This window comes from Paenibacillus sp. strain BS8-2 (assembly GCF_054483835.1).
This window is the reverse complement of the sequence record NZ_CM137010.1, coordinates 1,346,144-1,360,449: the sequence shown is the minus strand read 5'-3', so window position 1 is coordinate 1,360,449 and position 14,306 is coordinate 1,346,144. Positions and strand designations below refer to the sequence as shown.

Sequence of the window (14,306 nt, the reverse complement as noted above, 5' to 3'; positions counted from 1 at the left end):
GGGGGAATGGAAGATGACGGAACTTATGGTCGCCCATATATCGGAATTTCAAGAACGCCGTAGCAGGGTGTTGATGCTGGAAAATATCGAGATCGCGGTGTTCAAGCTGTCGGACGGCAGCTTGAAGGCGATCGAGAACAGTTGCCCGCATAAAAAAGGAAAGCTGTCGGAAGGTATGGTGTGTGATCATCACGTATATTGTCCGCTGCATGACTGGAAGATCGATCTGAACGATGGCAAGGTGCAAGCCCCGGACGATGGTTGCGTGACTGCCTTCCCGGTACGCGTAGACGAGATCGGCAACGTGCTGCTGACGGTTAATCTTTCGAATATGCGCGCTTCATAACAAAGTAGGCAGAATGGGGGGCTGGCGATGGGGACAGCTCGATTGGAAGGCATCAGGATTGCAATAACGGGTCCGCGCAAAGCGGAGGAGATCGGGCGGATGATCGCCAAGTTCGGAGGCGATACGCTGGTTCGTCCCGCGCAAGGAACGGTATTTCTGGACGATACGATGATCGAACAGCAGCTTAGAGATTTGATCGAGCAACCAGCCGATTGGCTTCTGCTGACGACGGGTGTCGGGACGGAGGCGTTGCTTCAGACGGCTGAGAGACTGGGGTTGTCGGAGCCCTTTGTCGAGGCGCTTGGCCAGATGAATGTAGGCGCGCGAGGGTATAAGACGGTGAACGTGCTGCGTAAGCTCGGTGTGACACCTCTGATTCGGGATAACGACGGGACTACGGCTGGGATGCTGGAGGAGATGCGTGATATTGATCTGCGGGGCAAACGAGTTGTGCTCCAGTTATATGGAGATCCGGCTCCCAAAATAACCGCTAAGCTGCTCGAACGCGGGGCGATCTGTGAGGAATTGCTGCCATATCGACATGTACCCCCGATTGGCGACTCCGTCGAGCAATTAATCGACGAGGCGCTGCAAGGTGCAGTGCATGCGATTGCGTTTACAAGTACAGTGCAAGTGCGATGTGTCTTGCATATCGCGGATACGCTTGGTAAGCGGCAGGCGCTGCTGGATGCATTTGGAGATAGCGTACTTGCGGTTGCGGTAGGTAAGGTGACGGCAGAGGCCTTGTCGGAGGAGGGCGTGGAGCGAGTGCTCTATCCGGAAGAGGAACGTATGGGCAGCATGGTCGTGGCGATCTCCAAATATTATGGAAGCAAGTCGGCGGGGGGCGAAGAATCCGAGGTCGCTTACGTGTCCGGGGATTGCGCGGCTTCCGATACAGAGGCGGGATGAGTATGGCAGATCAAGGGTTTGTGTATCTGACCGGGGCGGGACCAGGAGATCCCAAGCTGATTACGATCCGTGGGCTGGAGTCGATCCGGCTGGCGGATGTTATCATCTATGACCGTCTTGTATCCGAAGAGCTGTTGAAGGAAGCGCGGGTGGACGCCGTATTGCTGTATGTGGGCAAAGCCTCTGGGCATCATTCCATGAATCAGGATGACATAAACGCTCTAATCTATGAGCATGCGGCTAGAGGGATGACGGTAACGCGTCTTAAGGGTGGCGACCCCTTTGTATTCGGGCGTGGCGGTGAGGAAGCGGCATACCTGGCGGAGAGAGGGATCGGATTCGAGGTTGTGCCTGGCATATCTTCTTGTATTGCCGCACCTGCATTTGCAGGGATCCCGGTTACGCACAGGAAGGTCGCGGCGTCATTCGCTGTCATAACGGGACATGAGTGTGTGGACAAAACATCTGCATCGGTGGACTGGGCTTGGGCGGCAGGGGCGGAGACGCTTGTCGTATTGATGGGGCTGCAGCAACTGCCTCGCATCGTGGGGGAATTAATGGCCAATGGCAAATCTCCGGATACGCCGATTGCCCTCATCCAAAGCGGATCTCGGGAGGAGCAACGCGTCGTGGTCGGATCGCTGCGTGGCATTGAGGACGAGCCTGGCACTTCGCAGCTCAAGAGTCCGGTCGCCATCATCATTGGGCCTGTGGTCAACCTGCGTGGGCAGCTAGCATGGCGGGAGACATTGGCGGCGGTGGGCGTCTAGGGAAAGATCCGCTCTGCGGGAAGGGGGGCGGTCTGCCCCCCGCACCCCGCACCCCGCACCCCGCACCCCGCACCCCGCAAAAATCGGTTTTGCAGCGCCTCGCGGCGCGCTAGGTCTAGAACTAGGAAAGGCAGTGCCTGGGATATTGCTCAGGCGCTGTCTTTTCGGTTCCGCACAGGGGAGCATCAATCAAGCGTTATATTTGGATCAAGCTTGTTGTTCCGGCCCGACCGGAGGATCGTCCTGCCTGCGTCCGCTAGACGAGATCGAGGTGCCGGTATTTGGCCGAATAACATCCAGGCAAACGGGACGAAGCGGGAAGTCAAAGAAACAGTCATCCAAGATGCGCCCAGCATGAAGATCGAGCTGACCAGATAGTATACATGTAGTGCGCCGGCGTCGGTAGGTGCTGGCATCAGTTTGGCGAAGAGCGCTTGATACAGCAAATGTATGAGATAGACGCCGAACGATAACTCACCCAGACGATAGAGAGTGGCTGAAACTCTCGCAGGCAAATGACGATGGATGAAGAATGCTGCATGAAGAAGGACCAGTGCCGCCAATACGGCTTGCGCATTCCATAATAGCTCGTATAGTTCAGCGGGATAGAGCGTTCCGTGCAGCCGCGCATTGTACCAGATTGTCACATGTACGGCGGAGACAACGATCCAAGCTCCCCAGACGAGCAGCCATAACATGGCCCGCTTGGTATTCCAATTATCTTTGGTCATTGCGAGCCAATTCTTTATTCTAGGGTAATAGATGCCGAGTGCGGCGCCAAGGAAAAATAGGGAGAAATAAGTCGGCGCCCAGCTGCCTTTGTTGGGAAGCTGCCACTGATACAGATTGAGCAGTACAAAAACCCACTGCAGCACAAAGCCGAGCGGCACAAACCAGAGAGTCAGCTTCTCCCAGCGTTTGGCTGCCCAGAGCACAACGGGAAATAACAGATAGAACTGAATGCTAATGAAAACGAAATACAAATGCGCATAAACCTCGCCCATCAGCAGCTTACGCGTAAATTCGTTTAGCGATTCGAAGCTCCATAGCGGCAAGCCGGTCACATTCTTTACATATGCAAAGTAGATCGCGGAGAAAACGACATAGGGAATAAGAATGAACAAAAGCCGTTTCTTATAGAAGCCGGCGATCAACTTCCCGTTTAATGGCTTCGTGTAATAACGATAGAATAGAACAAAACTGCTGAGCAGTATAAAAGTCGGGGTGCCGAAGCGCATGACGGTATTGATCAAGTTATAAAAGTAATAATAATTTGATTCCTTCATGGTGATGGTGGCGATCGCGCTAGCATGCACGGTCAGAACGCCAAGGATGGCGAGAGCGCGTACGAGCTGCAGCTCCGGGATATGCGTTCGTGCCGATTGTGCGGCCTTTGTCATTTTCCAGGGTCCTCCATTAACTTGGTTATCTTAGTTATGTATTCATACTATATCTATAAACAATTGAAGTTCAAGTGAAGCGAGTATCATTTACAATAACAATAAATGTAACATTAAAATATTATCAGAATTAATGTTGTATTCATTTACGTGATATTCATATTATATTCATATTATTTATTGATTATATGTAAAAAACAAAACAGCAACGGCGCATGCACCGCTGCTGTTTTGCTCGTTGAGATGAACAACTCCGAGTTTTATCCCACATCTTGAACGAATTCGATCGAAATCCGTTAACGCTCTTGTTCGAAGACGTCAATCAGCTCCTTCGCGCGTTCAACATCTTTTGTGGTGACCTGGATCTTCTTGAGATGGCTGCCTTCCAGCAAAATCTTCGATTTCAAGCCATTGGACTTGAACACCGCTTGTAGTCGGTCGATGTCGTCCGCCTTAGAACCGCTTTCCGTCCGGACTGTCACCCATCGTTTCCCGAACAATCCCATTATCGTCACCTCCTCAAGGCGCGTAGCCTACGCGCATGGATTGGAGATCCCCTGCCCTCGGAACAGGTACTTAATATGTATTCGGGACAAGAATATGTTCATGACTGAGATTGGCAAAAAAATGTCGCCAAAGAGCGTTCCAATCCGTGTATAAGCATCGATACGCCTTCGCATCTTATAAGAGCGATCCCGAATGACGCCTCTTGACAAGAATAACTGTAATGGATATTATTACAGTAAGAAGCAAGGAGGCCCGCATACCGTGAACAGTGAATTTACGATTGCCGTACACAGTCTGGTTTACTTGGCATACCTGCCGGAGAAGATGGCGAGCAGTGACATGATTGCCGAGAATGTAGGCACGCATTCTGCGAGGGTACGCAAGGTGATGAGCGCATTGCGCAAGAGTGGTTATATCGAGACGCGCGAAGGTTCGGGAGGCGGGTATCGCCTGACAATTGATCCGGAGTCGGTCACGCTTGCCGATATCTACCGCGTGATGGCGCAGGGCTCATTGATTCCAAGCTGGTGTTCCGGCGACCCGTCCATGGATTGTAAGGTCGGCTCTAACATGACGCAGGTCATGTATGGTATCTTCTGCAAGGCGGAGAAGAAGCTGGAGGAGCACTTCCTAGGCATTACGATCCGCGATGTGCTGCGACAGATTCACGCCTGCGACTAGCGGGTAATGAGATGATGGTGATACGGGATACTTCCCTTTGATCATATATATTACTTAGAGAGGATGATTAACAATGGCAGTAGCACTGACGAAAGACAACTTCACGCAAAGCGTGGAAAGCGGCGTATCGCTTGTAGATTTCTGGGCACCATGGTGCGGCCCTTGCAAGATGCAGCTTCCAATCGTAGAGGAGCTTGCTACCGAGCTTGAAGGTCAAGCAACAATTGCAAAGATCAACGTAGACGAAGAGCCGGAGCTTGCCTCCAAGTTCGGCGTTATGAGTATCCCGACTCTGATCCTGTTCAAGGACGGACAGCCGGTTGACAAGATGGTTGGCTTGCAAAGCAAGGACGCTCTTAAAGCGAAAATTTCGGGTCAAATGTAAGACCAACAGAACCGCCGGTGCAGGCAACTGCAGCGGCGGTTTTTTTTGTGAACAGAAACTCCATTACACACTCAACTGTTGCCGGTCGATCCAGGTGCTAACGGCAGCTAACCCTAGCGACGTAAAGGACCAATCCCCCTCGCCGTTATTCGATGGACACGCTGTCACTCGATGGACACGCCGTCACTCGATGGACACGCCGTCACTCGATGGACACGAATGATGTAATACATACAGTAAAATTCTACGATTAGGAGCCTATTTGGGACGATTGATGTATTTGGTACAGGAATAAACGGGACAGGGTGAGCAATTAAGAGTTACAATCAAGGATTGATGTACAAAATGCAGGAATACTCATATTTTCGAGGTTTGAAGCTAGGAATGCTGTATGAAATACAGGAATGAGTGTTCAATATGTTCAATATAGGATGAAGGGATCATGTTTCCGCGCTTGGAATAGGAGGATTATCCCATATGAGGGCGAATATAGTGTGAGCACGCATCGAGGTGTGTGTCTACACGACTAATGGATATGGGGGAAGGGCAAGTTGGCGAATAGGTCTGTAAGCATAGGAAGAGGAAAGTGGTTTGTCTTGATTATGATGGTGCTGGCGCTGTTGACGGTGGAGGCTGCCCCAGTCGCTGCGGCAAACGTCTGGCAGGTATATAAGGAAGCGGAGCAAGCTAGAGCAGCCGACAAACATCAAGAGGCGATCGGCAAATACAAGACGAGTATCGAGCTATTCACTCAATCCAACGATTATACCAACGTAGCGCTGATGTATAACAAAATGGCTGAATCTCAGCTAGCGCTAGCGTTATATGATGACGCGGTCGTCAGTTGGGGAGCCGAGGCGACTTATTGGAGCAAAGGCGGCAAAACGCAAGAGTCGCTCGCGGCGCTGCGCAAGGCGGACTGGGTACGCAGCCGAGTGGAGTTGTTTGTTGCCCAAGGCGAAGGTGAACAGCTCAATACGATCTATCACGGTGCACCTTACGAGCCCAAAGTCGGAGCTTACATCGGCGCATATGCGGAAGCGGATGCCAAGGTACATGATCCGAAAGATGCCAATCCGCATTATATGTCTGCTTTCCCCGAGCTAACGGGCAAGAAACACGCGATGTATCTCTTATATACATCTTGGGGCAGATCGTTCTTCCAAGATTATAGCGGACACATTGCGCGTGCCAAGGCGGCAGGTGTAGGTCTTCAAGTTGCGCTGCAGCCGGTGAAAGGGCTGGACGAGGTGAAGGACGGGGAGTATCTGCGCTCGCTTGCCCGCGAAGCGAAGGACATCGGCATCCCGATCTTCTTGCGGTTCGCCAATGAGATGAATGGCGGCTGGATCGAGTGGTACGAGGAGAATCCGCAGGATTACATCGATAAATTCCGTCTTGTTGCGAAGGTATTTGAGGAAGAAGCGCCTAACGTGGCCATTGTGTGGTCACCTGCGTATTTCCCTATTGAAAACATAGAGGATTATTACCCTGGAGACGCTTATGTGGATTGGGTTGGCGTCAGTATGTATCAAGCCTACAACGGGACGTTAGATCCGCTGAAGAGGGGCGTGGATCGCTCCAGCTTCATCGAGAAGTTCGAGAATATCTACAAGCTGTACGGCAGCAAGAAACCGGTGTTCATCTCCGAAGGAGGCATCTCTTACTCTGATCCTGTTGCGCATACAGACAAGACGGACTGGGCGGTGTATCAGATCGAACAGTTTTACGCCAATCTGCCTATGCTCTATCCCGGAGTGAAAGGCGTGTTCTGGTTCGATACGACACGCAAGGAGTCGGGGCGGCTGAACTCGTACACCTTGTCGGATAATGCCAAAGTGCTGGCTGCATACAAGAAAGCGGTGAGCAATCCCTTCTATCTGTCCAGCGTAGGGGATGAATCCAAGGTTTCGTACAAGCCGCTCGGTGCAACAGTAGCGCCCAAGCAATTGCAGCTAAGCGCTTATGTTCGGACGGTCGAGCCGATGCTCTCCAAGGTGGTGTATTCGATTGGAGGCAAGGCGGTGGCAACGGCGACCAAAGCGCCGTGGACGTTCTCGTATGATTTTGCCCCGCATCTTAACAAAACGGTAAGCTTGAAGGTGTCGGCATATTCCGCCGCCGGTGCGCTGGTATCGGAGAAAACGGTATCCATCGCGGTTAAGCAGCCAACCGTGCCGGCTTCGCCGAGCGCATCGAGTGTACTGGTTAATGGAATCCATACTTCGTTCGAAGCTTATCAGATCGGGGGCAGCAATTACTTCAAATTGCGTGATCTCGCTATGGCGCTGGACGGAACGGCCCACTCCTTTGATGTAGGCTGGGACACAGTCAAGAAGGCGATTAGAATGACTTCGGGAACGGCGTACAAGCCGATCGGGGGAGAGTTGGCTCCTAGAAGCGGGCCGGCTGCCACAAGCGCGATTCAGACAAGCTCCAAGTTGTATGTGGATGGACGAGAGGTTGCGCTCGCCGCTTATAACATCGGAGGCAACAACTACTTTAAATTGCGTGATATTGCGAAGCTATTTGATTTTGGCGTGACATGGGATCCTAAACGTAATTTGGTTGGCGTAGATACTTCGATTCCGTATACGGACATCTAGGGATACAATTGGATGATCCACTTATGTCGATCGCAAAATAATACCCTACCTCCGGGGACGGTCATATGACCGGCAAGCAGATGCTCTAAGCAAAGGACGATTCGGACATTCCGGATCGTCCTTTGCTGTATTTGCCCCATATTCCGAGCGGTTGGATAAAGAGAAATGTACCCCTTAAACGAGTAGAAATGTGCCCCTTTCGATGAGATGAATGTCGCCCTTCTATCCATTGAAAGTATCCGCGGAAATGCCCTAACATTCAGAGTGTAAGGCAATCGTGATTCGGTTAACCTAACTGAAGCTGCGGTAGAGCCAATAAACTCGAGGGGGATTCTCAAGTGAAAAAATCAGCATTGTCAATCCTAAGCGTATTGCTCGTCATGACGATGTTCCTAGCAGCATGCGGCAATAACAACAGCAACAATACGGGCGGCAACGCAACAAACGCGCCATCCGAAAAGCCAGCAGAAACAGAAAAGCCAGCTGAAAATGTTGAGCTTCGCGTATTCTCGACATTCGGCGGTACTGACGCTGCTAAGGACGCTTTCCAAGCAGTAATCGACGAGTTCACAGCAGCTAACCCTAACGTTAAAGTCGTAAACGACGTCATGTCCGCTAACGACGACGGTTTCCGTACGAAAGTTAACACAGACATGACTAGCGGCAACGAGCCGGACTTGCTGTTCTACTTCGTAGGCGCTGACGCTAACGAAATCATCAAAGCAGGCAAAGTTGTAGCCATGGACGAAATCCTTGATGGCGACGCAGCTTGGAAAGGCGGATTCGCGCCAGCAGCTCTGGACTTCGTGAAAAACGCTTCCCCTGACGGCAAAACGTACGCTATTCCATTGACTGGTTTCTTCGAAGGTCTGATGGTTAACAAAAAGCTGTTCGCTGACAACGGCGTAGAGCTTCCTACTGACTGGGAAAAACTTAAAGCAGCTGTAAGTGCATTCGCTGCTAAAGGCATCATTCCTTTGTCCGGTCCATTTGACCAATCCCACTACCTGATCGAGCACTTCGTATTGGCTGCAGCAGGCGCTGAAGGCCAAAACAAAGGTCTGAAAGACGGCATCGACCCGAACTGGGAAAAAGGCTTTGCAGCTATGAAAGAATTATATGACCTGGGCGCATTCCCTAAAGATGCAGCAACAATCGATCTTGGTATGGCAGCTAACTACTACTCCGAAGGTCTTGCAGCTATGATTCTTGAAGGCTCGTGGGCAATCGGCGGCTTCTCCGACGCTGTAAAAGCTGAAACAACAGTTCTTCCTTTCCCTGCAATCCCAGGTGGAGCGGGTACTGGTAAAGACGTAGTTGGCGGCTTCGGTACTGGCTTCTACATGTCGAAAGCAGCTTACGACAACGCGGCTAAAAAAGATGCTACAATCGCGCTTCTGAAACACCTGACTTCCGCAGCAAGCATCAAAACAATTGCAACTGCAAACGGCGGTACTCCTGCAGCAGCTGGCGTTCAACCTGAAGGCTTGGCACAAGCTGTTCTTGACGGATTCAAAATGGTGTCCGAGTCCACTTCTGTAAATGGTCCAGTTGACTCCAAAGTTAAACCTGAGACATTCACAGAGCTTCGTAAAGTACAGCCAATGCTGACTGGCGAGAAAACGCCTGCAGAATTGCTGGAAGCAGCAAAAGCAATCGAATTGCAGTAATTCGAATCAGCTAGATCATTCGAACGCATGACCGTCATAATAGTCGCCGCCGCTCAGTCAGACTGGAGCGGCGGCGTTATTTCAAAGGCTGATGTGCGCCAGAAAATAAACATCAAAGGTGATAATGATGAAGGGCGACCGTAAGTATATCTTCTTATTTCTGCTGCCGGCAGCAGTCTTTATGTCGATATTCCTGTACTACCCGTTCTTTAAGAGCATGTACTTAAGCTTCTTCAGAACGAGTGGTTTCTTCAGCAAGACGTTTGTCGGTTTCGACAACTACGTCCGGATGTTCTCCGACGAACTACTAGGGGCTGCCACGCTGCACACGCTAGAATTGATGTTATACGTTATCGTGTTCCAAGTCGGCATCGCGTTGATTCTGGCCGTACTCGTCGACAACATTACGTGGGGCAAAGGGTTTTTCCGGATGGTGTTCTTCTTCCCTGTCGTGATATCCGGCACGGCCATCGCATTACTGTTCGTGTTATTTTACAATTACCAGTTCGGCTTGCTTAACAACATTTTGCAAAACTTCGGGTTAGAGAAAGTATTATGGCTCAGCGAAAATAACGCGCTTAAAGCAATTGCAGTACCAACTGTATGGCATTATGTCGGCTTCTACTTCGTATTGTTCCTGACCGCTATGGCCAAGATTCCATCTGACTTCTATGAGGCGGCTAAGCTTGAGGGCATTACGGGCATCAAAAAGACGTTCCTACTCACTATTCCGCTCATCATGAGCGACATCAAAGTCGTGATTACGCTGGCGATTACGGGTACGCTAAAGGTGTTCGAATTCATCTTCGTCCTTACCCGCGGTCAAAGCGGCACGGAAGTGCTTGGAACGTATATGTATAAGAAAGCGCTCGTGGACCAGAACTTCGGTTACGGTTCGACGATTGCCATCTATATCGTGGTGTTCGGCGTATTGCTGTCTCTGCTTGCCAACCGTCTGATGAAGAGAGACGAAATCACATACTAAGCTGGTATTAGGGGTGTACGATCATGCAACAAACAGTCAAAGGCGGGCCCGTATCGCGTCCGGTCAAGCTTAAGAGACGGAGCGTTCCAATCGGCACGATCCTGATGTATACGGTGTTATTCGGATGGTCGCTTACGACAATCTATGCGTTGTTCTGGATTGTCAACAACTCGTTCAAAGTGTCCAGAGAAGTAATGAATAACTCGTTCAAACTCGCAATAGATCCTGTAATGGTTAACTATACAAACGCGTTCGACCGCATCAGTATCGGCAAAGGGTATCTGAACAGCTTGATCATGTCGGGCAGTACAGTGCTGCTGGTGCTGCTGTTCGGCGGATTGGCGGCTTATGTACTTTCCCGGTTCCAATTCCGCGGAAGAAAGACGATTTTCTCCATCCTATACGCAAGCTTGCTTATTCCGGCATTTGCAACAGTCGTGCCTGTGTACGAGCTGCTGATCAAATGGAACTTGGCTAACACTTACGGAGGGTTGATCTTCCCGCAGACAGCGGGCAACCTGACGTTCGCAATCCTCGTGCTTGCTGGTTATATGGCTACGATCCCTAAGGAGCTTGAGGAAGCGGCCTTTATCGACGGCTGTAACCGCTGGACGATGTTTATCAAGATCTTCTTGCCGGTCGGCCGACCAGCGTTCGCTTCGGCGAGCATCTTCGTTTTCTTGTGGTCGTACAACGACTTGTTCTCCGCTTTGATCTTTGTCAGCAGAGAGAATGTACGCCCGATCGTGTTGCTGCTCAGCGAAATCAGCTCGCAGTATGGGACTGACTTCGGGCTGATGGCTACGGCTGTATCGATCACCGTCGTACCTGTGCTTGTGATTTATCTGTTTATTCAGAAGTACATCGAGAAGGGTCTGACGGAGGGTGCGGTTAAGGGGTAAGCATTCGTAATTGGTTCAGATAAAGCTAAGTGGTGGAACGCTTGCAGCCACGCCGTAATCCGGTCTTACCGGTTATGGCGTGGCTGCAGGTGTTTGTTACAGCTTCTAGGTATTAGTTGTCGGTAGTATGACCGTGTCGATTCGGCGGTACGCATATCGGAATTTCGCGCAAATTGACACCCCTGTACATTTCCATTATCATAAATTAAATTGCAGACATTTCAGTACTGGGAGTCTGCCTATAAACGCGTCATTCTATAGAATGGCTCAGGATAGGAAGGAGCATGACTACTATGACGGTGGAACAAATCAAAGCCAAGCTCGTGGAGCATATTATGGATAGGTTTCAAATTGATTCCGATGATGACGAATTTCATCCGGATGTACATTTGTTTGATTATGGCTATATCGATTCCTTTGGCGCGACGGAGCTTATTGCATATATAGAAACGGAATTTGGGATTGAAGTAACGAAGAAGGACTTGATGCTCCATTCACTCAATACCGTGAATGAAATCGTCTCGTTTATTCAGATGAAGATAGGAGACCGCTAAGGAATGAGCACAACATGGGTTGAACTAGGTGATCTGAATCCGGATGTAGCAAAGCAATTGATCTATTCATCTTATTTCATCGACGAGGGCATCACGTTGGTCGAGATGGACGGAAACAAGCTGAAGGTCGAGCATCATGATGGAGTGGACACCGCCAAACTAATCGAGCAGGTTAGCAAGCTGCATCAGCGATTCTCGAGTCACGAATATGCTTTCAAACAAGCGATCTACTTCACGAATCGTGTCGAAACGCCTTATCGCGGATCGATCGTGTCCGAGATGGCCGACAAAAAAATTATTCGCGAACTTGATCCGGGCGTATATATTTTCCGCGAGCCTTTCACGAATCTGGTGAGGTTCCTAGATGACAGCATCGTACGGAAGATCGCTGCGCCATTCCAGGCGAAACATGAATACTATCCTGTTGTCATTAGCGGGCAAACGCTAAACAAAACGAATCACTTCACTTCTTTCCCTGAGCATATTCAATTCGTTACGCATCTCAAGGAAGACTTGTCGGTTATCGAAGCCTTCTCCTCTGCAATCAGAGAAGCGGGCGGTTGGAGCGCCGATACGAGCTTTGATATGAACAACGATGCGGCTAATCCAGCCTACATGATCAATCCGGCGACTTGCTATCATTGTTATGAAGGAATGCAGGATGAGCATCTGGAGTCGGATGGGACAATCGTTACCGCTGTATCCAAATGCCATCGCTTCGAGTCCAAAAATCATCGTGATTTCGGCAGGCTGCTTGATTTTACGATGCGGGAAGTTATCTTTGTTGGCAAGCCGGATTTCGTCAAAGAAAATCGCTTGAAATCGATCGAGATGCTGAAGCAGCTCGTTACCGATTGGGAGCTGGATTGCCATCTGGAGAATGCAAACGATCCGTTCTTTACGAGTGACTTTGAGGTGAAGGCTTCTTTCCAGCGTCAGCAGGAAATGAAATATGAGCTGCGCATGACGATACCGAATTTGGATACGACCATTTCTGTGGCATCATCCAACTTCCACAGCAACACGTTCGGCAATGCATTCAATATTAAGGCTGGCAAGCGCCCGGCGGTAACAGGCTGCCTGGCTTTCGGTCTTGAGCGCTTTATCTTGGCTTTCCTTGCGCAATATGGTTTGGATCAAGCCGCTTGGCCGGCTGGTTTCCTTCAAGATTATAAGGAATGGGAGCTTCGTAATGGAGCCTAGACTTCGGATTCGTGAGATGACAGCAGATGACCTATCTGCTGTCAAATCTCTTTATATCGGGATGTACGAGGAGCAGAAGTCCTTCGGCATGGTCATGGAGCTGAATGTAGGTGAGGTTGACCACCTGCTTGAGGCGCAATTAAAGTCGAAGATGTACGTATCGCAGGTTGCCGAGCTTAACGGGGATATTGTTGGTTTTGCTGTCGGCGCCCTTGTCAGATACCCGAAGAAGTTTCTTCAGCTCAGCGAAGAAGCCTCGTTTATCGGATTTATCCATGAGCTTTTTGTTGCAGCGGAGCATCGGGGAGCTGGCTTAGCCGGAAGGCTGTTGTCGAAGATGGAGGAGCAATTCAAGGAGCATGGCGTGGATTATGTTGAATTGCATGTGTTAAATGATAACGAGCTAGGTCAAGGTTTCTGGGAAGCCAATGGCTTCCGGAATGTGCTGCAAGTCAAGTTCAAACGACTATAAGTTGGTGAGTTACATGATCAGAAAGAACATATTTATAATCGGGTTATTGTGCGCATTCCTCATAGCGGAAGCGTTGCTGACGTATTGGAATCCCGTTGGCAGATACGAGATTTTCGCCAAAAATGATTTCGAGCGGACCGTACATGCACATCCCGAACAAGAATGGTCTAAAGTGATCTTTGGCAATTCTTCCGTTATTGCCAGTTACGATGAGGAGGCAAGCACCTCCGGATATGTGAACCTTGGCATCAATTACGGCAAGTTGACCGACTTGGACGCGATGCTGAAGAAGGGCATGGTCACGATCCAAGATGAGCTTGTTCTTGGTCTCAATTTATTCACGTTTATGGATGAGTTGCCGACCGATCCTAGCTATGGCTGGTACAACTCCTGGTACGAGCCCTATTTGTATTTCTACCGCGATGCGATAGACGGGGCGATCGACCGTTACTTTATTCCTTGGCTGAAGGGCGAAGGCGTTACGATTGACCGTCAGAGGTTGTACGGCAAGGACTTGTATTACGGGACGCTGAAGCCGGATGAGCTGGAGCAAAAGATCACGGAATACAAGGAGAAATATTATGTCTTGACGCTGAACGACTTCGGGCAAAATCTGAAGGCGCTTGATAACATTATTCGGTACACTGAAGCTCATGACATCCGTCTTAGGGTGATGTGGATGCCGTGGAATCCGACGTTCGAAAGTCCGGCGTATGTGAACGAGCTTAAAGAGCAGACGGCGGCAAAGTTGGCGCAAGTCGGCATAACGGCAACGGACTGGATGGACAAGTATGCGCCGGAGCAATTCCATGATTTGGGCCATCTCAACGTTCAGCGAGGTCGGCCATTGTTTACAAAGGAGCTGGACCAATGGTTCAACGAGTAGTCAAAAAAACAATAGAAGTGCTCATCT

The 14,306-nt window shown here is 50.1% G+C and carries 15 protein-coding genes; 13 read left to right on the top strand and 2 right to left on the bottom strand.

The annotated features are described in order from the left end of the window. Nucleotides 1-13: 13 nt before the first annotated feature. The 3 genes from nirD to cobA are packed head-to-tail and all read left to right on the top strand — an operon-like array spanning nucleotide 14 to nucleotide 2,028. Nucleotides 14-346 (top strand): nitrite reductase small subunit NirD, encoded by a 333-nt coding sequence (gene nirD / locus ACX1C1_RS05890; RefSeq protein WP_458956202.1) that lies wholly within the window; start codon nucleotides 14-16, stop codon nucleotides 344-346. A gap of 27 nt (nucleotides 347-373) precedes the next feature. After that, a complete protein-coding gene (locus ACX1C1_RS05885; protein ID WP_458956201.1) occupies nucleotides 374-1,258 on the top strand; it encodes a uroporphyrinogen-III synthase in 885 nt (294 codons plus the stop codon). A gap of 2 nt (nucleotides 1,259-1,260) precedes the next feature. Beyond that, nucleotides 1,261-2,028, top strand: a complete 768-nt coding sequence (gene cobA, locus ACX1C1_RS05880) for a uroporphyrinogen-III C-methyltransferase (RefSeq protein WP_458956200.1) — start codon at nucleotides 1,261-1,263, stop codon at nucleotides 2,026-2,028. Between the two features lie 185 nt (nucleotides 2,029-2,213). On the opposite strand, the gene ACX1C1_RS05875 is transcribed toward cobA, so the two are convergent. Together ACX1C1_RS05875 and ACX1C1_RS05870 are read right to left on the bottom strand one after the other, a co-directional pair. Next, nucleotides 2,214-3,428 carry an acyltransferase gene (locus tag ACX1C1_RS05875; protein ID WP_458956199.1) on the bottom strand — a complete coding sequence of 405 codons (1,215 nt, stop codon included), beginning with the start codon at nucleotides 3,426-3,428 and terminating at the stop codon, nucleotides 2,214-2,216. 296 nt (nucleotides 3,429-3,724) lie between these two features. After that, complete coding sequence (locus tag ACX1C1_RS05870; protein ID WP_458956198.1) at nucleotides 3,725-3,934, bottom strand: hypothetical protein; 210 nt, start codon at nucleotides 3,932-3,934, stop codon at nucleotides 3,725-3,727. Nucleotides 3,935-4,196: 262 nt separating this feature from the next. Between ACX1C1_RS05870 and ACX1C1_RS05865 the strand changes: the two genes are divergently transcribed. The 10 genes from ACX1C1_RS05865 (at nucleotide 4,197) to ACX1C1_RS05820 (ending at nucleotide 14,279) form a co-directional block, all read left to right on the top strand. Further along, nucleotides 4,197-4,616 carry an RrF2 family transcriptional regulator gene (locus tag ACX1C1_RS05865; protein WP_458956197.1) on the top strand — a complete coding sequence of 140 codons (420 nt, stop codon included), beginning with the start codon at nucleotides 4,197-4,199 and terminating at the stop codon, nucleotides 4,614-4,616. 73 nt (nucleotides 4,617-4,689) lie between these two features. Next, entirely contained in the window at nucleotides 4,690-5,001 is a 312-nt protein-coding gene (trxA, locus tag ACX1C1_RS05860) for a thioredoxin (protein WP_458956196.1), read from the top strand. Between the two features lie 551 nt (nucleotides 5,002-5,552). Continuing rightward, the gene (locus tag ACX1C1_RS05855; protein WP_458956195.1) at nucleotides 5,553-7,607 is read left to right on the top strand and encodes a glycosyl hydrolase; all 2,055 of its coding nucleotides are present in this window, start codon (nucleotides 5,553-5,555) and stop codon (nucleotides 7,605-7,607) included. A gap of 338 nt (nucleotides 7,608-7,945) precedes the next feature. Next, nucleotides 7,946-9,277: an ABC transporter substrate-binding protein gene (locus ACX1C1_RS05850; RefSeq protein ID WP_458956194.1), complete on the top strand. Its 1,332-nt coding sequence runs from the start codon at nucleotides 7,946-7,948 to the stop codon at nucleotides 9,275-9,277. 124 nt (nucleotides 9,278-9,401) lie between these two features. After that, the gene (locus ACX1C1_RS05845; RefSeq protein ID WP_458956193.1) at nucleotides 9,402-10,262 is read left to right on the top strand and encodes a carbohydrate ABC transporter permease; all 861 of its coding nucleotides are present in this window, start codon (nucleotides 9,402-9,404) and stop codon (nucleotides 10,260-10,262) included. 23 nt (nucleotides 10,263-10,285) lie between these two features. Then, nucleotides 10,286-11,164 (top strand): carbohydrate ABC transporter permease, encoded by an 879-nt coding sequence (locus tag ACX1C1_RS05840; protein ID WP_458956192.1) that lies wholly within the window; start codon nucleotides 10,286-10,288, stop codon nucleotides 11,162-11,164. 293 nt (nucleotides 11,165-11,457) lie between these two features. After that, on the top strand, nucleotides 11,458-11,718 hold the full coding sequence (locus ACX1C1_RS05835) for an acyl carrier protein (RefSeq protein WP_458956191.1): 261 nt from the start codon (nucleotides 11,458-11,460) through the stop codon (nucleotides 11,716-11,718). 3 nt (nucleotides 11,719-11,721) lie between these two features. After that, nucleotides 11,722-12,921: an aminoacyl--tRNA ligase-related protein gene (locus ACX1C1_RS05830; RefSeq protein WP_458956190.1), complete on the top strand. Its 1,200-nt coding sequence runs from the start codon at nucleotides 11,722-11,724 to the stop codon at nucleotides 12,919-12,921. After that, the gene (locus ACX1C1_RS05825) at nucleotides 12,911-13,393 is read left to right on the top strand and encodes a GNAT family N-acetyltransferase (protein WP_458956189.1); all 483 of its coding nucleotides are present in this window, start codon (nucleotides 12,911-12,913) and stop codon (nucleotides 13,391-13,393) included. Before ACX1C1_RS05830 ends, ACX1C1_RS05825 begins: the two co-directional genes overlap by 11 nt. Before the next feature lie 13 nt (nucleotides 13,394-13,406). Continuing rightward, nucleotides 13,407-14,279, top strand: a complete 873-nt coding sequence (locus ACX1C1_RS05820; RefSeq protein ID WP_458956188.1) for a hypothetical protein — start codon at nucleotides 13,407-13,409, stop codon at nucleotides 14,277-14,279. The last annotated feature ends 27 nt before the right edge of the window (nucleotides 14,280-14,306 follow it).